General features: G+C 67.5%; 16 protein-coding genes. 5 read left to right on the forward strand and 11 right to left on the reverse strand.

Going from position 1 to position 18,045, the window contains the following annotated elements; translation table 11 throughout:
• Window positions 1-262: 262 nt before the first annotated feature.
• Both NWF34_RS23840 and NWF34_RS23845 read right to left on the reverse strand, forming a co-directional pair.
• Window positions 263-1,258 (reverse strand): bile acid:sodium symporter family protein, encoded by a 996-nt coding sequence (locus NWF34_RS23840; RefSeq protein WP_024499037.1) that lies wholly within the window; start codon window positions 1,256-1,258, stop codon window positions 263-265.
• 29 nt (window positions 1,259-1,287) lie between these two features.
• Window positions 1,288-1,803 carry an SdpI family protein gene (locus NWF34_RS23845; protein WP_024499038.1) on the reverse strand — a complete coding sequence of 172 codons (516 nt, stop codon included), beginning with the start codon at window positions 1,801-1,803 and terminating at the stop codon, window positions 1,288-1,290.
• Between the two features lie 131 nt (window positions 1,804-1,934).
• Between NWF34_RS23845 and leuS the strand changes: the two genes are divergently transcribed.
• Window positions 1,935-4,820: a leucine--tRNA ligase gene (leuS, locus tag NWF34_RS23850; protein WP_024499039.1), complete on the forward strand. Its 2,886-nt coding sequence runs from the start codon at window positions 1,935-1,937 to the stop codon at window positions 4,818-4,820.
• A gap of 202 nt (window positions 4,821-5,022) precedes the next feature.
• Here the strand turns inward: leuS and NWF34_RS23855 are convergent, their stop codons facing one another.
• Window positions 5,023-6,822, reverse strand: coding sequence for an alkyl/aryl-sulfatase (locus NWF34_RS23855; RefSeq protein ID WP_024499040.1), 1,800 nt, complete (start codon window positions 6,820-6,822; stop codon window positions 5,023-5,025).
• 154 nt (window positions 6,823-6,976) lie between these two features.
• Window positions 6,977-7,309, reverse strand: a complete 333-nt coding sequence (locus NWF34_RS23860) for a TfoX/Sxy family protein (protein ID WP_024499041.1) — start codon at window positions 7,307-7,309, stop codon at window positions 6,977-6,979.
• Between the two features lie 71 nt (window positions 7,310-7,380).
• Between NWF34_RS23860 and NWF34_RS23865 the strand changes: the two genes are divergently transcribed.
• Together NWF34_RS23865 and NWF34_RS23870 are read left to right on the forward strand one after the other, a co-directional pair.
• On the forward strand, window positions 7,381-8,571 hold the full coding sequence (locus tag NWF34_RS23865; RefSeq protein ID WP_024499042.1) for an acyl-CoA dehydrogenase family protein: 1,191 nt from the start codon (window positions 7,381-7,383) through the stop codon (window positions 8,569-8,571).
• Between the two features lie 117 nt (window positions 8,572-8,688).
• Window positions 8,689-9,927, forward strand: a complete 1,239-nt coding sequence (locus NWF34_RS23870) for an amidohydrolase (RefSeq protein ID WP_024499043.1) — start codon at window positions 8,689-8,691, stop codon at window positions 9,925-9,927.
• A gap of 25 nt (window positions 9,928-9,952) precedes the next feature.
• On the opposite strand, the gene NWF34_RS23875 is transcribed toward NWF34_RS23870, so the two are convergent.
• From NWF34_RS23875 to NWF34_RS23885, 3 genes are read right to left on the reverse strand one after another with little or no spacing between them, the layout of a single operon-like run.
• The gene (locus NWF34_RS23875) at window positions 9,953-10,111 is read right to left on the reverse strand and encodes a hypothetical protein (protein WP_157753411.1); all 159 of its coding nucleotides are present in this window, start codon (window positions 10,109-10,111) and stop codon (window positions 9,953-9,955) included.
• On the reverse strand, window positions 10,090-11,229 hold the full coding sequence (locus NWF34_RS23880) for a lipase family protein (protein WP_258326283.1): 1,140 nt from the start codon (window positions 11,227-11,229) through the stop codon (window positions 10,090-10,092). The genes NWF34_RS23875 and NWF34_RS23880 overlap by 22 nt, the downstream gene beginning before the upstream one ends.
• A 56-nt stretch (window positions 11,230-11,285) precedes the next feature.
• The gene (locus NWF34_RS23885; protein ID WP_375295703.1) at window positions 11,286-12,167 is read right to left on the reverse strand and encodes an RDD family protein; all 882 of its coding nucleotides are present in this window, start codon (window positions 12,165-12,167) and stop codon (window positions 11,286-11,288) included.
• 109 nt (window positions 12,168-12,276) lie between these two features.
• On the opposite strand from NWF34_RS23885, the gene NWF34_RS23890 reads away from it, so the two are divergent.
• Both NWF34_RS23890 and NWF34_RS23895 read left to right on the forward strand, forming a co-directional pair.
• The gene (locus tag NWF34_RS23890; RefSeq protein WP_258326284.1) at window positions 12,277-13,269 is read left to right on the forward strand and encodes a stage II sporulation protein M; all 993 of its coding nucleotides are present in this window, start codon (window positions 12,277-12,279) and stop codon (window positions 13,267-13,269) included.
• A gap of 38 nt (window positions 13,270-13,307) precedes the next feature.
• Entirely contained in the window at window positions 13,308-13,583 is a 276-nt protein-coding gene (locus tag NWF34_RS23895) for a hypothetical protein (RefSeq protein WP_258326285.1), read from the forward strand.
• A 12-nt stretch (window positions 13,584-13,595) separates the two neighbouring features.
• On the opposite strand, the gene NWF34_RS23900 is transcribed toward NWF34_RS23895, so the two are convergent.
• Genes NWF34_RS23900 through NWF34_RS23915 form a run of 4 tightly spaced genes read right to left on the reverse strand, consistent with a single transcriptional unit; the run spans window position 13,596 to window position 17,873 of the window.
• Window positions 13,596-14,888, reverse strand: a complete 1,293-nt coding sequence (locus tag NWF34_RS23900; RefSeq protein ID WP_258326286.1) for a DUF58 domain-containing protein — start codon at window positions 14,886-14,888, stop codon at window positions 13,596-13,598.
• Window positions 14,888-15,931, reverse strand: a complete 1,044-nt coding sequence (locus tag NWF34_RS23905) for a MoxR family ATPase (RefSeq protein WP_258326287.1) — start codon at window positions 15,929-15,931, stop codon at window positions 14,888-14,890. The genes NWF34_RS23900 and NWF34_RS23905 overlap by 1 nt, the downstream gene beginning before the upstream one ends.
• Window positions 15,928-17,196 carry a DUF4350 domain-containing protein gene (locus NWF34_RS23910; protein WP_258326288.1) on the reverse strand — a complete coding sequence of 423 codons (1,269 nt, stop codon included), beginning with the start codon at window positions 17,194-17,196 and terminating at the stop codon, window positions 15,928-15,930. Before NWF34_RS23910 ends, NWF34_RS23905 begins: the two co-directional genes overlap by 4 nt.
• A complete protein-coding gene (locus tag NWF34_RS23915) occupies window positions 17,193-17,873 on the reverse strand; it encodes a DUF4129 domain-containing protein (protein WP_258326289.1) in 681 nt (226 codons plus the stop codon). Before NWF34_RS23915 ends, NWF34_RS23910 begins: the two co-directional genes overlap by 4 nt.
• Between the last annotated feature and the right edge of the window lie 172 nt (window positions 17,874-18,045).

Consider the following 18,045-nt stretch of genomic DNA (forward strand, 5'->3'; position numbering starts at 1 on the left):
CGCCGCCCCTCCTGCGAATCTTGCAGTTGAGTCAACGAGCAAAACGAAGGGACCACCGACGCGACGCGCCGGTGGTCCCATAACTGGCAATCCAGGTGGTCCCATCCTCGTGGCAAAAATCAGCTCACGGTGGTCCCTTCACGGTGGCAACTGACAACCGGGCAAAACAGTCAGGCGTGCCGTGTGCTCGCCCGTATCCGTACCTGACCGCATCGAACAGGCCGCGGCCCGTGACTTTTTCGACCGTGGACCCCGGTAATCGTCAGGAGGTCTCCGCAGCCTCCGCCTCACGTCCGTACCGCGTCGCCAGCCACGAGCAGATGATGAGCTGGATCTGATGGAAGATCATCAGCGGTAGGACGATGAGGCCGACGGTCGAACCGGCGAAGAGCACGGTGGCCATCGGGAGCCCGGTGGCGAGGCTTTTCTTGGTGCCGCAGAACTGGATGGCGATGGTGTCGGCACGGTCGAAGCCGAGCTTCGTGGGCAGCCATCCGGTGACCACGAGCATGACCACGACGAACACCAGCGAGATCAGCGACACGGCGATCACCTGCACTGCGTCGACCGACGACCAGATGCCGTTCTCGACGCCCTCGCTGAAGGCGACGTAGACGACGAGCACGATGGCGCTGCGATCGGCCAGCTTGGTGATGTGGGCGTGGCGTGCGAAGAACGGCCCGACCCACGGTCGTGCCAGCTGACCGACGACGAACGGCACCAGGATCTGCGCCACGATCTTCAGGATCGCCGACGCGTCGATGGTGGCGTCTCCGGTGTTCTGCATCAGTGCGACGACGAGTACCGGGGTGAGGAACACACCGAGGATGTTCGACGCGGAGGCGCTGACGATGGCGCCGGCGACGTTGCCCTTGGCGATGGAGGTGAACGCGATCGACGACTGCACCGTCGAGGGCACCAGACACAGGAACAGCAGCCCGGCATAGAGGTCGTCACCGATCAGCGGCTCGACGACCGGTTTGAGGGCCAGACCGATGATCGGGAACGCGACGAAGGTGAACGCGAGAATCGTCAGGTGCAGCCGCCAGTGCTTGAGGCCGTCGAGAGCCTCGCGCGGGTGCAGCCGCGTGCCGTAGAGGAAGAACAGAGCACCGATCGCGACGACGACGATCCACTCGAATGCGTCCCCGGCGGCCCCGCGGACGGGCAGGAAGGCGGCGACGACGACCGCGGCCACGATCGCGAGGATGAATCCGTCGATCGGCGAACGGTCGAGGAGGTTCTTGAGCGCGCGCATATGTGAGAGCTGCCGACGGCGGGTGACGCTCAGGCCTGCGCGGTGTCGTTCGCGCAGACGCCGCGCAGCGAGCACGCACCGCAGCTGCTGGTGCCGCAGTCGGCAGCCGGGTCGGACTCCGCCCCGGCCGGCTTCTCGGCGGAATGCGCGTCGTCATGACCCGAGCAGCAGGAGCAGCCCGCGTCCTCGGCCGGTACGGTCGCAGCCGCGCGCACGCCGATGGCGCTGACCAGGCCGATGATGACAAGCGCGGCCACCAGGGCGACGACACCGAAGAGGATGGACCAACCGCCGTCGACGGCCAGGGTGGCGACCGCACCGAGGACGAGGATCACACTCGCGCCGAGCGTTCCGGGTGCCGCGACGCGGTTCGCGACGCGGAAGGCCTCATCGGAGCGCATGGTCTCGTCGGTGCGAACACCGAGACGGCGGTTGCGGGGAAGAGAGCCGCGAAGACCGCGGACCCCGACCGTGGTCCAGAGCCCGGCCAGTGCGAAGAGCAGGACGGCAACGACGACGGACAGGGCATTCACGACCCACAGCATACGACTGCGTCCGCTGTGCAACCGAATCGAGCGTGCCCGGGTGAACTGCACCTCATGGACGTGCCTGCGCTGGCGGGGTGACGAGCTGACCGGATTTCAGGCTGGTCGGGCACAGGATTTACCCTGGTCGGGTGACTTCAGTCGACACCACCAGCACCAACGGCTCCGCCGGGGCGACCGCTCATCGCTACACCGCGGAGGTCGCGGGTGAGCTCGAGCAGCGCTGGCAGCAGGCCTGGTCCGACGAGCATGCCTACGAGGCACCGAATCCCGTCGGACCGCTCGCCGGTGACCTGAGCGCGTTCGGCGGCGGCAGCGCCGACGCTCCCGACAAGCTGTTCGTCCAGGACATGTTCCCCTACCCCTCGGGTGCGGGTCTGCACGTCGGCCATCCGCTGGGGTTCATCGCCAGCGACGTCTTCGCCCGCTACCAGCGGATGACCGGCAAGAACGTTCTGCACACGATGGGTTTCGACTCCTTCGGTCTGCCGGCCGAGCAGTACGCCGTCCAGACCGGCACCCATCCGCGGACCACGACCGAGCAGAACATCGAGCGCTACCTCGGCCAGATCCGACGACTCGGCCTCGGCCACGACGAGCGTCGTCGCGTCGCGACCACCGACGTCGACTTCTACCGCTGGACGCAGTGGATCTTCCTGCAGATCTACAACGCCTGGTTCGACGCCGAGCAGGGCAAGGCCCGGCGCATCTCCGAGCTGGTCGACGAGTTCGCCGCGGGCACACGTGAGCTCACCGGCGAGAACGCCGGCAAGTCCTGGGCGGATCTGACGCCGGCCGAGCGCACCGCAGTGATCGACGACCACCGCCTGGTGTACCTGAGTGATTCGCTGGTCAACTGGTGCCCCGGTCTGGGCACGGTGCTGGCCAACGAGGAGGTGACCGCCGACGGGCGCAGTGATCGCGGCAACTTCCCGGTCTTCCGCAAGCATCTGCGGCAGTGGATGATGCGGATCACCGCCTACTCCGACCGGCTGCTCGACGACCTGGACCTGCTGGACTGGCCGGAGAAGGTCAAGACCATGCAGCGCAACTGGATCGGCCGTTCGCGGGGTGCGCAGGTCCGGTTCGGGGCGCCCGGTGTCGGCGACATCGAGGTCTTCACGACCCGCCCGGACACGCTCTTCGGTGCCACCTACATGGTGCTGGCCCCCGAGCATCCGCTGGTCGACGCGCTGACCGCCGACGCCTGGCCGGAGGGCACCGACGACCGGTGGACACGCGGCGGCAGCGATCCCGCGACGGCCGTCGCGGAGTACCGGTCGTCGATCGCGGCGAAGTCCGACCTCGAACGCCAGGAGAACAAGGAGAAGACCGGCGTCTTCACCGGTTCCTTCGCGATCAATCCGGTGAACGGACACCAGGTTCCGGTCTTCATCGCCGACTACGTTCTCATGGGTTACGGCACCGGCGCCATCATGGCGGTCCCGGCGCACGACGCCCGCGACCACGAGTTCGCGACCGTGTTCGGCCTGCCGATCATCGAGGTGATCGGCTCGGACACCGACGTGCAGGTCGAGGCCTACATGGGCGACGGCCCGTTGGTGAACTCGGACTTCCTGGACGGCAAGAACGTCGAGGACGCCAAGGCCGCAATCGTCGAACGCCTCGAGGCAGGCGGCGTGGGCACCGGCAAGATCCAGTACAAGCTGCGTGACTGGCTCTTCGCCCGTCAGCGTTACTGGGGCGAGCCGTTCCCGATCGTCTACGACGCCGACGGCCAGCCGCACGCGTTGCCCGAATCGATGTTGCCGGTGGAACTCCCGGAGGTCGAGGACTACGCGCCGGTCTCCTTCGACCCCGACGACGCCGACAGCGAGCCGTCGCCCCCGCTGGCCAAGGCCGGCGAGTGGATGACCGTCGAGCTCGATCTCGGAGACGGTCCCAAGACCTACACCCGCGACGCCAACGTCATGCCGCAGTGGGCGGGCAGCTCGTGGTATCAGCTGCGCTACATCGATCCCACCAATCAGGAAACCCTGTGCGACAAGGACAACGAGGCCTACTGGATGGGTCCGCGTCCCGAATTGCATGGTCCGAACGATCCGGGTGGCCTCGACCTCTACATCGGTGGCGTCGAACATGCCGTGCTGCACCTGCTGTATTCGCGGTTCTGGCACAAGGTCCTGTTCGACCTCGGCTACGTCACCAGCCGCGAGCCGTATCGAAAGCTGTTCAACCAGGGCATGATCCAGGCGTACGCGTACACCGACTCGCGCGGTATCTATGTGCCGGCCGAGGAGGTCACCGAGGAGAACGGCAAGTTCTTCTACAACGGTGAAGAGGTGCGCCAGGAGTACGGCAAGATGGGCAAGTCGCTGAAGAACTCGGTGACCCCCGACGACATCTGCCGCGACTACGGTGCCGACACCCTGCGCGTCTACGAGATGTTCATGGGTCCGCTCGACCAGTCACGCCCCTGGGCGACCAAGGACGTCGTCGGTTCGCAGCGGTTCCTGCAGCGCATCTGGCGCCTGGTCGTCGACGAGGAGTCCGGTGAGCTGCGCGTCGCCGACGCCGAGTCCGACGACGACACGAAGCGGTTGCTGCACAAGACGATCGCCGGTGTCCGCGAGGATTACGCGGCACTGCGCAACAACACCGCCGTCGCCAAGCTGACCGTGCTGACCAACCACCTCACCAAGAACTTCGAGAAGGCCGGTGCGCCAAGGGATGCCGTCGAAGCGCTGGTGATCATGCTCGCGCCGCTGGCACCGCACATCGCCGAGGAACTGTGGCATCGCCTGGGCCACGACACCCTCGTCGTCCGCGCGCCGTTCCCGGTCGCCGACGAGGCGTGGCTGGTCGAGGACACGATCGAGATCCCGGTGCAGGTCAAGGGCAAGGTCCGCAGCCGGATCACGGTCGCCGCCGACGCCGACGAGGACACCCTGCGCACCACTGCCCTCGCCGACGAGAAGATCGCCGCACTCCTCGACGGTGCCGAACCGCGCAAGGTGATCGTGGTGCCCGGCCGGATGGTGAACATCGTCCCCTGACGCCTCGCGACTTCGGAGCGATCGCGACGTGCCGTTTTCGCTCCCTGAGGTGTGAGGAGTGATGGTGGCGTGCCGTTTTCGCTCCCTGAGGTGTGAGGAGTGATGGTGGCGTGCCGTTTTCGCTCCCTGAGGTGTGAGGAGCGATAGCGACGAGCCTCGAAGGGCTCGCGACCCGAACTGCGTTGCCGCCAAATGACTTCGCTCACGGTGTGACGATGGCGAACCCGGGATCGGGGTCATCGACCAATCCGGTGATGGTCGAGATCGCGGACGTATCGCCCTCCAAGGTGGCACCACTGGCTGCCGTGCCGGTGAGAAGGCCCAGCAGATCGCGCTTGGTGAGTGTCACGACGAGATCGGCGGGATCCTGTCGCCGCGTCGGGTGGTGGATCAGGACACCGTTCGAGAGCTCCATCCGATAGGTCTCGTCGGTGTCGGTGAAGTGCCATCGGATGGACGTCGACAGGTCCCACGCTCGCGGGCCGTCGATGCGGATGGCGAGACTGTCGAAGAGTTGGGTGATGGTGAGCGCGCTCGCGATTCCGGACCCGCTGACCGGTGCGGGATGTGGCCGGCCGACGAGCTCGTCGGCACCGACCAGGAAGTTGTTGCGCCAGGTGGCGCACTCGGATCCGTATCCCAGTTTCGTGAACACCTGCGCGAGGAGCTTTTTCGCGCCCGCATGGTCCGGCTGGGCGAACACCGCGTGGCCGGCCAGTTCCGCGGCGAATCGAAGATCTCCCTCGTCGGCGAACTCCTGCGCTTTCGCGACCGCTGCCTCGACCCCGCCCAGCGCACGCACGTACCGAGCGGCCGACGCCTCCGGTGGGTGCTGCCACAGATGGGCCGGATTGCCGTCGTACCAACCGAGATACCGCTGATAGATCGCTTTCACGTTGTGGCTGACCGAGCCGTAGAACCCGCGGGCGTGCCAGGCCGCGTCGAGGACCGGCGGCATCGGGAAGTCCTCGGCGATCTCGCTGCCCACGTATCCCTGATTCATTCGCCGCAGCGTCTGATCATGGAGGTAGGCGTACAGATCGCGCTGCTGGGTCAGATAGACGAGCAGTTCGTCGGTGCCCCAGGTGGGCCAATGATGGGAGGCGAAGGCGACATCGGAGTCGTAGGCGAACATCTCGATGGCCTCGGTGAGGTATCGCGACCAGATGCGGGCGTCGCGCACCTGTGCGCCCCGCAATGTCAGCAGGTTGTGGAGATTGTGAGTTGCGTTCTCGGCCAGACACAGTGCTCGGTGATCGGGGAACCAGAAGTTCATCTCCGACGGCGCTTCGGTACCCGGCGTCACCTGGAAGATCATCCGGACACCGTCGAAGGTCTCTTCCTGTCCGGTGTGGGTGATGTCGAGCGTCGGGGCGATCAAACCCACTGTCCCGGTGGATGTGCTGGGACCGAGTCCAGCGCCGAGGGTCCCGGTCGCGCCGACCGGCAGCACGATCCCCGTGTGATACATGCTCCGCCGCAGCATCGCGGTGCCCGCGTAGACGTTCTCGGAGACGGCATGTTCGAGAAAGTGTTCGGGCGCGACGATCGGCACGGTGGTGTCGACATCGACGACGCCGAGAACGCCGCCGAAGTGATCGACATGGGAATGGGTGTAGATGACTGCGCTCACCGGTCGTTCACCGCGATGCCGACGGTAGAGGGCAAGGCCGGCCGCCGCGCATTCCGACGAGACCAGGGGATCGATCACGACCACCCCCGTGTCGCCCTCGACCAACGTCATGTTCGAGAGGTCGTAGCCGCGGATCTGATAGATGCCGTCGGTGACCTCGAATAATCCGTGAACCGACGTGAGCTGGGCCTGCCGCCACAGATTCGGGTTGACGGAGTCGGGACAGTGACCGGCAGTTGCCTCCGCGAAACCCGCGGCGTCGTAGACGACACGGCCGTCACCACCGTGGACGACAGCGGGTTCCAGGACCCCGATCAAACCCCGGTTGGCGTTGTCGAAGTCTGTTCGGTCGGAGAAATCGGCAGGCATCGGATCTCCTCTTCCGGCAGGCTCGGCGGACTGCGCGGATCAGATCGATGTTCGGTTCCCGACACCATTGACACCAGTTGCGGTCACAGTATCGCCCACCGGCCGGGCTGTGACAGCAGGATCAGGGAGTTCGTGGGGCGGGGCCGCCCGCCCCTCACTTCGGCGGCAGCTTCCTGGCGTAGTCGGAGCCGATGGTGACCCAGCGGGTCAGCTGACGATCGCTGGCGATCCCTTCCTCGAAGACGCGGAGCCAGCCGAGGGTCTCGCGCGCCGACATGTACATCGGCGCGGTGTGGGGGTACTCGAGAAGGGTGTTGGTCTCCTCGGGCGGCACGTGCACCATGATCCCGCCCTTGCCGCTCACGGCCACGGCCATGTTGCCGTTGATCAGGAACGCCAGGCCGCCGAACATGGGAACCTCGTCGACGCCGGCCTCCGCCGCGAGCAACGCGCGGATGCGGAAGGCGAGTTCCTCGTCGTAAGCCACGTCCCCAGGCTATCGGCGGGTGTGACGGGGAAGGACTTGGCAACTAACTTACCCAGCAGTAAGGTCATGCCATGGCGATCAACCTGGAGCTCCCGAAGAAGTTCGATTCGACGGTCGAGCGCACCCACCTGGCTGCCGAGCACATCTTCCGGCCGATCTCACGGAAGTATGACAAGGCCGAGCACGAGTACCCCGTCGAACTCGACGACCTCGCGAAACTGGCCAAGCAGGGTCGCGGGTCGGAGCAGTCGGCCGACTCGTCGAGCGGCGACGACGGACCGTCGGTCAACGGCGCCAACATGCGCGGCCTGATCTCGGCGCTCGAGATGAGCTGGGGCGATGTGGGCCTGCTGCTCTCCATTCCCGGCCAGGGTCTGGGCAATGCCGCCATCGCGGCGGTCGCCAACCCCGAACAGCTCGAGAAGTTCTCGGACGTGTGGGCGGCGATGGCCATCACCGAGCCCAGCTTCGGGTCGGACTCGGCAGCCGTCTCCACGACTGCGACCCGCGACGGCGACGACTACCTCCTAAACGGGGAGAAGATCTTCGTGACCGCCGGCTCGCGAGCCGATCACGTGGTCGTCTGGGCCACCATCGACAAGAGCGTCGGTCGTGCGGCCATCAAGAGCTTCGTCGTGCCGATGACGACCGAGGGGGTGACGGTCGCCCGGCTCGAGCACAAGCTCGGCATCAAGGCCTCCGACACCGCCGTGATCCGCTTCGAGAACGCCCGCGTGCCCGCCGAGAACCTGCTCGGATCACCGGAGATCGACACCAAGAAGGCGTTCGGCGGGGTCATGCAGACCTTCGACAACACCCGCCCGGTCGTCGCGGCGATGGCGATCGGCCTCGGCCGTGCCGCACTGGAGGAACTGCGCCGGATGCTCGACGAGGCCGGCCACGAGATCGACTACGACCGCCCGGCCTCATCCCAGCATGCGACCGTCGCCGAGTTCATCCGACTCGAATCCGAGTGGGAGGCATCGTGGTTGCACACCCTGCGCGCCGCGTGGATGGCCGACAACAGGCAACCCAACTCCACCGAGGCCTCGATGTCGAAGGCGAAGGCGGGTCGTACGGTCACCGAGATCACCAACAAAGCGGTGGAAATCGGTGCGACAGCTGGCTTCTCGGAGACCTCGCTGCTGGAGAAGTGGGCCCGGGACTCCAAGATCCTCGACATCTTCGAGGGAACCCAACAGATTCAGCAGCTGATCATCGCGCGCCGCGTCCTCGGGAAGTCCAGCGCCGACCTGAAGTGAGGCGCACCGGGTTGTCCGTCCGGGAAGGATGAAACCGACGCATGCGGACCCTGCCGCGTGTGACGATGGGGTCGGGCCGGAGATCCGGTCCAGACGCCCGCCGTTGGAGGTCGTGGCATGACCACTCCTGTAGACATCCCGATCGACCCTTCGCTCGTCGACCTCTACAAAGACCTCCACAGACACCCGGAACTCGGCTTCCAGGAACAACGGACCGTCGGCTTGGTTGTCGAAAGGCTCGAATCGGCGGGTTTCGATGTCACGACCGGCGTCGGCAGGACCGGAGTGGTCGGCATCCTGCGAAACGGGGATGGTCCGACGATCGCGATGCGCGCCGACATGGATGCCTTACCCGTTCTCGAGGACACCGGACTCGACTACGCCAGCACCGTCACGGCGACCGACGAGAACGGTAAGACGGTCCCGGTCGCCCATGCGTGTGGTCATGATCTGCACACCACATGTCTCCTGGGTGCGGCGGCAATCCTCGCATCCGATATATCGGGATGGTCGGGCACCGTCGTCGTCATCTTCCAGCCCGCCGAAGAGCTCGGTGCCGGCGCTCAGGCGATGGTGGACGACGGACTGTGGGATCGGTTCCCCACACCCGACGTCGTGCTCGGTCAGCATGTCTCGCCATTGCCCGCCGGCAAGATTGCCGGGCACCCCGGCGCGTCGTACGCCGGGTCGGACTCACTCCGGGTGCGACTCGTGGGTCGTGGTGCACACGGCTCGATGCCCGAGGCCTCCGTGGATCCCATCGTGCTGGCCGCTGCCACGGTCCTGAGGCTGCAGACCGTCATCTCCCGGGAGATCCCGAGCACCGCCACCGCTGTGCTCACCGTCGGGTCGATCCACGCCGGTGACGCCGCGAACGTGATTCCCGGGGAGGCCGAGATCCAGCTGAACATCCGCAGCTACAACGAGACCGTGCGCGGCAAGATCCTCGACAGCGTCGAGCGCATCGTGCGCGGCGAGGCGGCGGCGTCGGGCGTGCCAGACGAGCCGACGATCACCGAGATCGAACGGTTCCCGGTGGTCACCAATGATCCGGACGCGCTGGGCAAGACGCTGAGCGCCTTCGCGGACTGGTTGGGCGCGTCCAACATCCTCGATCCGGGGGCCGGCGCGGGCAGCGAGGATGTCGGCATCTTGGCCACGAGTTGTGGCGCACCCCTCTCGTACTGGCTGCTCGGCGGAGCCGATCCGTCCCTGTTCACCACCGGTGACATGACGGATCCGGCGCTGCTGAAAGTACCGTCCAACCACTCACCGCACTACGCGCCGGTGATCGATCCGACGCTCGCGACGGGAGTCCGAGCGCTGGTCATCGCGGCCCGTACCTGGTTGGGTTAGCCACTCCGAAAGGGCGAACCGCCGCTCACCGGCCGTATCCCAGCACGCGACCGTCGCCGAGTTCATCCGCCTCGAATCCGATTGGGAAACAGCCCAACTCCACCGAGGCCGCCATGTTGAAGGCCCTCGGGAAGTCCAGCGCCGATCTGAGGTGACCGGCGATCAAACCTGCCTGATCAGCCACCGCGCAACACCTTCGGCGCCACCCGGCTCGGTCGCCACGCCGGCATGCCCGATGAGGCGTTCGTTGTAGGTCACTCGCACCCCGCTTCGCCGATAGGTTTGCACCAGTTCGGATACCAGGGGTTGCGGGGAGACGGTGTCGGTCGTCCCGGCTTCGACTCGCACCGGAAGTCCCGGGGAGAAACGTAGGTGCGCAACGTCGTTGCGATCGAGGATGCTCATCAGATCGGTCTTCAACTGGCTGCCGCGCGGTCCGAGTAGCTGAGCTGGGGCCAGCCCGCCGAAGGAATCGAACCCGGTGAGCCCGACATAGCACCGCTGCTCGACCTGCGGAACGAGACGGCGTGCCGCCGGACTGAGACCGCCGTTGAGCATCAGCTGCCCGAAGTCCGGATCTGCGGCGGCAGCGCCGTAACCGATCAACGCCGCCAGACCCATCAACTCGTTGATGGCCGGACCGGCAACGGGAACGGCGGAGACGGCGTCGAGCATCCGCGCGACCTGGGTGGGCGGTGCCAGCGCCGCGACGCCTCGCAGTTGCAATCCCCGCCATTCGGATTCGGGCCGAGATGCCGCGAAGAGCGCGGCCACCGCACCCTCGGAGTGTCCGGCCACCACCACGTCCCGACCGATCCGTGAGTCCGCGCGTGACGCCGCGACCGCCATGTCGATCGCCGACCGGGCGAGCGAATCGCCGATCAGGTATGGATGCGGTCCGGGACCACCGATTCCCTCGAAATCAGGCCGGACGACGGCGAATCCGGCGTCGAGCAGGTGGGAGACGATGAGGTCACCCGACGTCATCCGCGGGAGTTCGGGATGCCCCGCATGACCGCCGGACGGAGCGCAGGAGTCCGCCGCGCCGACCGTCATGTGATTCCACACCGCAAGCGGCCAGCCGTCACGCGGCGGCGCGGACCGGGGTAGCAGCACGGTCCCGGTCATCTCGGTCGGTGTGCCGCGCACCGACGTCGAGCGGTAGCGAATCCGGGTCGTCGACGACGCGGCGTCGAGTGCAACCACGGAGGTGTGCACGGTCTCGGAGGAGACGATGTGCGGCACCGAGTCCGCGGGTGCCGAGAAAGCGGGGGGCGCCGGCGCCGTTCCCCCGATGGTCATCAGGGCCCCGGCGATCAAGGCGCAGAAAATCTTTGCGCGGTGTCGGGCGGATGTTCTCATCGCAACAACCTTTCCCGCAGGAGTGCTTCACGTTCGAGTCGTTCGGCGTCGCGGCGTCGACGTTCGGCCATGATCGCCGACAGCACATCCTCGAACGACGCGCCCTGTGGCGGCGCGGGCGCCACGAACGGCGCCGCGTCGAAGACCAGCCGACGCGCTGCGGCGGCCCGGGGTTCGGGCTTCATGCCGTGGCGGCCGTTGAGGAACTGGCGGATGATCACGGCGAGGCCGTCGGGCAGGGCCGCCATGTCGGCCGCCACCGCCCACGAGACGAGTCCGGCGGGCATTTCGATGGGATGCTGTTCTTCGATCTTGTGCCGGTCCCGGATCACGTAGGTGCCGGCGAGGAGGTCACCGAGCCGCTTGTTCTTCCGCGAGATCGCGGCACTGATGAGCGCGGGCAGACCCAGGCAGGCGTACATCTCGATGAACCCCACCAGCGCCCGGGTGAGCGAATGCCGGAAACCGATGGGCCCGGCGTCATCTCGGACGGTACGCAGGCCGACGACGAGATGACCGACGGTCTTGCCCCCGGTGAGGGTTTCCACGACGGTGGGCAGCGCGATGATACTGACTATGGGCAGCATCGTGTTGACGGCGCCCCGCCAGGCCTCGTTGAGGTCGATGGCCACCTGGTACGTCAGCCACCAGAGGATCAACCAGAGGGCGATCCCCAGCGCGACGTCGATCATCCCCGACAGAATCCGATAGCCGAGACCGCCCGGCGGCAGCGCCAGTGCCACCGCCTCACCGGAGACCAGATCGTCGCGTCCCACGCCGACCGTGGCCGACGCACCTGCACCCCAGACGGTCGGCGGCGGGCCGGTCGGGACACCCGCCAGTCGCGGGGGTCCTGGCGGCGGCGGTACGGATGGCACGCCTCACCATACGACGCGAACCGCGGCTCGCACCCTCACCCGTGCACAGGGACGACACCCGTCGAATGACACGTCCTGCGTTGACCCGGATGCCGGTTACCCTGGCCGGATGGACCTCGACGCCTATGTCTCCGCGCACCGCGCGACGTGGGAACGTCTCGATGAGTTGTCGCGCCGGCGGCGTCTGACCGGAGCCGAGGCCGACGAGATCATCGACACCTACCAGCGGGTGGCGACGCATCTTTCGGTGATCCGCTCGTCGGCGCCCGACGCATCGCTCGTCGCGTACCTGTCGGCGTTGCTGGCGCGGGCCCGGGGTAGAGCGTCGGGGACGAGGGTGAGTACCTGGTCGACGTTCATCGACTTCTTCGCGGTGTCGTTCCCCGCTGCGCTGTACCGGATGCGGTGGTGGTGGCTGACGGTGATGGGCGTGTGTCTGCTCGCGGCCGCCGTCATGACCTGGTGGGTTCTGGAGCATCCGCGGATCGAGAGCTCGTTCGCCTCGGCGCAGGAGATCGAGCGGCTCGTCACCAACGACTTCGAGAACTACTACAGCGAATACGAGGCGACGTCGTTCGCGGCGCGGGTGTGGACCAACAACTTCTGGCTGGCCGCGATGTGCATCGTTGTCGGCGTCTTCGGCCTGCCGGTGATCTGGATGCTCTACACCAACATCCTGAACCTGGTGGTGATCGCGTCGATCATGATCCGGCACGGTCGCGGAGACCTGTTCTTCGGTCTGCTCCTGCCACACGGCATGCTCGAACTGACCTGCCTGTTCGTCGCCGCGGGAGTCGGACTACGGATCTTCTGGTCCTGGGTGTCACCCGGGAACCGAACGCGCGCAGCCGCTCTCGGTGAGGAGGGTCGGACCGCCATCGGCGTGGCGCTCGGTCTCGTCGCCGTCCTCCTGCTGTGCGGGGTGATCGAGGCCTTCGTGACCCCTTCGCCGCTGCCGACGTGGGCGCGGATCGGGATCGGGGTGACCGTCTGGTTGCTGTTCCTGGCCTACGTCTTCGTCGCGGGACGCCGTGCGCATGAGGCCGGGGAAACCGGCGACCTCGCTGAACTCGATCGCGGACTGACCGCGCCCACCGTGTAGGAATGGACGGAGTGCATTTACCCGAGAGGAACACCCGAATGGCCAAGAACGACAAGTCCCTGGACGCCGTCTCGCTGATCGGCGGAGGTCTCGCCGCGGTCGGTCTGACGCACTTCGTCAAGCCGGAGGTGTTCGCTCCCATCACCGCACCCGTGTTCCCCGAGGACACCACGACGTGGACCTACCGCAACGGTGCCTGCGAGACCGCGATCGGCGTCGCGCTGGTGTCACGCCGCACCCGACGCCTCGGCCTGGTCGGCCTGGCCGGCTACCTGGGCTTCCTCGGCTACCGGGCGGTGCAGGCCAAGAGCTAGTTCGACGCAGCGCTACAGCAGCCCGCGTGATTTCAGCAGCAGATAGTGATCTGCGAGTCGCGCGGGCAGCTTGTCGGGCGGGGCGTCGACGACGTCGACGCCGAGTCGTCCGACGGCAGTGGCCGTCCGGTTGCGCAGGGTGACGGTCCGGGCGGCGGCCGCCGCGTCGTAGACGGCTTCCGGATCTTCCCGGGCGTCGATCATCTCCTCCAGCGCAGGGTCGGCAACGGATCCGATGACCACCTTGTAGCGCTGCGCGAGAACCGACAGCGGGGGCAGCAGTGACTCCTCGACGGCGGCCGGTTCCATCGGGGTCAGCAACACCAGCAGGGCGCGCTGGCGGCTGATCTTCGCGACCTCGGCGCCCAGCATCGGCCAATCCGCCTCCAGCAGTGCCGGTTCGAGGTCGGCCATCGCCATGACCAGCCTGCTGAGCAGCGTCGTCCGGCCCTCCCCGACCACTCGACGGTGCACGCGTCGGTCACCGGCGATCAGGTCGACCCGGTCGCCCGCATGCGATGCCAACGCCGCCAGCAGCAGGGCGGCGTCCATCGCGGCGTCGAGTCGGGGGACATCGCCGACGCGCCCCGCGGAGGTGCGCGACGTGTCGAGCACGATGACGATGTGTCGGTCCTTCTCCGGTTGCCAGGTCCGCACCACGGTCGACCGGCGTCGTGCGGTCGCCCGCCAGTCGATGCTGCGGACGTCGTCTCCCTCGACGTAGTCCCGGAGAGAGTCGAATTCGGTGCCCTGGCCGCGGATCCGGACCGCCGACCGGCCGTCGAGCTGGCGGAGGTGGGCGAGTCGGGAGGGCAGGAGCCGCCGTGACCCGAACGGCGGGAGCGCGCGGACCCGGCCGGGAAGCGGGACACTGCGTTGCCGTCCGGCCAGTCCCAGAGGACCGAGACGGCGCACCGTCACCCGTACGGCGAGTCGGTCGCCACGTCGCCTGGGGGTGAGAGTGGTGGTCACGGTGGTGGTCTCACCGCGCGGCACGATGAGGCGATGGGCGGCGCCCGTGGCACCCGCCGAGGGTTGCCAGCTGTCACGCAGGACGCCGCGAAAGGTCCCGGTCCCGGTGTTGGTGACCGTGATCGAGCAGGAGGTGCTCTCCCCCAACCGGACCGGTCCGATCACCGACCGTGTCATCGTGATGGTCTTCGTCGATCCGGCGAGCGCGACGTCGAGGCACATCAGCAGCACACAGAACAGCACCCACAGCACGGGGACGGCGTAGTTCGGCCACACCACGATCGGCACTGCGCCGAGCAGCACCAGTACCAGGAACCGGGCGGTGAGGAACATCAGCGCGGGACGGGAACCGAGTTGACGGCGGCATCGAGGACCGAGCCCACCGACACGCCTTCGAGTTCGGCCTCCGGCCGCAGCGTCAGCCGGTGCGCCAGCGTCGACTGTGCCAGGGCCTGAACGTCATCGGGGGTCACGAAGTCACGGCCGTTCAGCCACGCCCACGCGCGGCTGGTCCCGAGCAGCGCGGTCGCGCCGCGCGGGCTGACGCCGAGTGCCAGGGACGGCGAGAACCGTGTCGCGCGGGCGATGTCGACGATGTAGGCGGCCACCTGTGGTGCGACACCGACGCGGCGGACCTGCTCGATGCCGGCTTCGACGTCGGCGGCCGAGGCGACCGGTCGAAGTCCGGCGGCGGCGAGATTCCGCGGATCGAACCCGGCCGCATGCCGGGTCAGGACCGTGATCTCGTCCTCACGTGGCGGCACGGGCAGTGTCACCTTCAGCAGGAAACGGTCGAGCTGGGCCTCCGGCAGCGGGTAGGTGCCCTCGTACTCGACGGGGTTCTGCGTTGCCGCCACCAGGAACGGGCTGGGCAGCGGATGGCCGACGCCGTCGACGGTCACCTGCCGTTCCTCCATCGCCTCCAGCAACGATGCCTGCGTCTTCGGCGGGGTGCGGTTGATCTCGTCGGCCAACAGGAGGTTCGTGAACACCGGTCCCTCGCGGAACGTGAACTCCGAGCTGGCGGAGTCGAACACGAGCGAACCCGTCACGTCCCCGGGCATCAGGTCGGAGGTGAACTGCACGCGTTTGGTCTCGACGTCGAGCGCCGCCGCGACCGATTTGACGAGGAGGGTCTTGGCGACGCCCGGAACGCCTTCGAGCAGGATGTGTCCGCGACACAAGAGTGCGATGAGGATGCCCGCGACCGCCGGGTCTTGCCCGACAACGGCTTTGGCGACCTCGGCACGCACCGCACCGAGTGCCTCGCGTGCCTTGTTCGACGACGGGGCGGGTCCACCGTGCGGATTCTGCGGCGATGGGGCCGCCTTCCCGGACGGACCGGGGCCGAAGGTGCGGGATGGATCGACGGTCATGGTGTGTGCCGGACTTCCTTCTCGAGGGCGGTCAGTTCACTGGTGAAGACGACGAGGCCGGTGTCGGTGGTGGGCAGCGGCCCCGCGAGCAGGGTCCGTACCTGGGGAAGGTCGCGGCCGGTGACGGACACGACGGTGGTGATGATGGCGTGGACGGCGGAGTCGGCGGTCTCCCCCGGTGCCACCATCGTTTCCCAGTCGGGTGCCGCCAACTCGTCGGTGGCCCGACCGGCGTCGTACGGGAGGCCGAGGTAGGAGGCGAGCGAGGTCAGGGTGTGAATGCGCAGCGCGGCGGCGGCGCGGGCGTCGGCGCGAGCCTTGTGGTACATCCGGCCCCGTGCCTGGGTGGTCTCGATCGCCTTGACGACCGCCGGCAGCGGCTCGGTGACCAGCGCGCCGAAACGGCGACCGCGCCAGAGCATCAGGACCAGGACGGCGAACGCAGCCAGCACGACCAGCGGCCCGAGCGCCTCCGGGATGTCGGATTCCTCTTGCGCCGAGGCGACTTCGTCGGTGAAAAGAGGTACATACCAGAGGATGTCGTGCGCTCCGGCGAAGAGACGGGTGGCCACGCCCGCGTTGTCCCGGAGCGCGAGGTTCTCGTTGATCAGCATGTCGCCACTGACGACCACGATCTCCGGGCGGGTCGATGTGGCCGGCACGATCAGCACATTCGACGCGGTGCCGGTGGTGAAGCACGACGTCGCGCCCGGTGCGGATGTGCTGTAGCCGAGCGCGCCGCCGGTGATGGTGTCGTCGTCGGCGATCTCGGCGGTCGTGCACCCGGCGAGCACCGCGGACGGGGCACCGCCGTACTCGAGCCGGACTGGTAGTCGGAGAAGTGACAGAGCGTTGTCCTGCGGCGCGATCAGGATCACCCGGTGTGCGTCGGAGACCCGGTCCAGGAACTGTTGTGCGGTACCGGGGTTCAGTGCTCCGATCGATGACACGACGACCGTCGTGCTGCTCTCGGGGCGCGGCGAATCGGTGAACTCGTCCAGTCCACGGGCCTGATGGAGGTCGCCGCCGTGGTCGTCGATGATCTGGGCGAGGGCACGCGCACCCTGGGGCCGTGGATTGTCGGGGTCGTAGCTGACACCAGGCCCTGGTTCCGCACCGAACACGGTCAGCGCGGAGACACCGAGCAGGCCGATCGCTCCGGTCACCGCGACGACGAGCACCACCACGAGTACCCAGATCCATCGCGGCGTGCCGCGCTTCGGCGGGGCGGGCGCGATCGACGGTGTACGTGCCGTCGTGGTCATCGGGGCACCGCCAGACGACGCGGACCAGATGTGTCCACCCCGGCGGGTCGGGCGGACGACACGGTGCGCTCGAGGTCGAGCACCGCACGGGCCGACCCGGCCGCCGCATGGCGACCGCCGTAGGCGATCGCATCGAACAGGTCTGCGGCGCTCCGGAGTTCGACGCCGTGCTCGTCGAACCGGAACGCCAGTTCGGACGCCACCTCATGTGCGGTGAGGGACGGCTCGTCGGCCAGCAGACCTCGTTCGATGCCGCGTTGGGCGAGCGCGCGGACGGCGGTGATCACACTGGTGTCGTAATCGCCGGCGGCATAGCGGGTCTCGGCTTCCGCGCGGAGTTCTTTCGCCGAACGCGGGCTTCCGGACAACACCACCTTCGCTGCGGCGTTCTCGGTGGTCTTCGGGACCCGCGGGGTGCGGCGTACGCGGCGGATCACGAGAACGGCGAGTCCGAGCGCCAGGAGGATGGCGATCACGATGACGATCGCCCGGATCGTGTCCGACCCGCCGACCAGGTCGAGGACGTTGTCGGCGATCCATCCCCAGACCCGGTCGCTGAACCGGTCCCACCACGACGGTTCCGGCGGTTGGTAGGCGTTCTGGGAGAGTTCGTCCTCGGCCCACCGGCGGGCTTGCTCGTTGCCGGGATCCAGGGGTGCGGCGAGGATCGGGGTCACCGCGCACCCGACCGCGGGTCGTGCGGTGAGTCGGACATCGTCACGGATACCGGCCTTTCCGCGCTGCTGGGACCTCGACGGACTCGACGGACTCGACGCCCGAGGGGCTCTTGCGGCGAACGTATCAAACAACGGTGTGCAAGCACCGGAAACATCCACCGGTCGACGGACG

The sequence above is a fragment of the Gordonia sp. GONU genome (assembly GCF_024733855.1).
Taxonomy (GTDB): Bacteria; Actinomycetota; Actinomycetes; order Mycobacteriales; family Mycobacteriaceae; genus Gordonia; species Gordonia amicalis.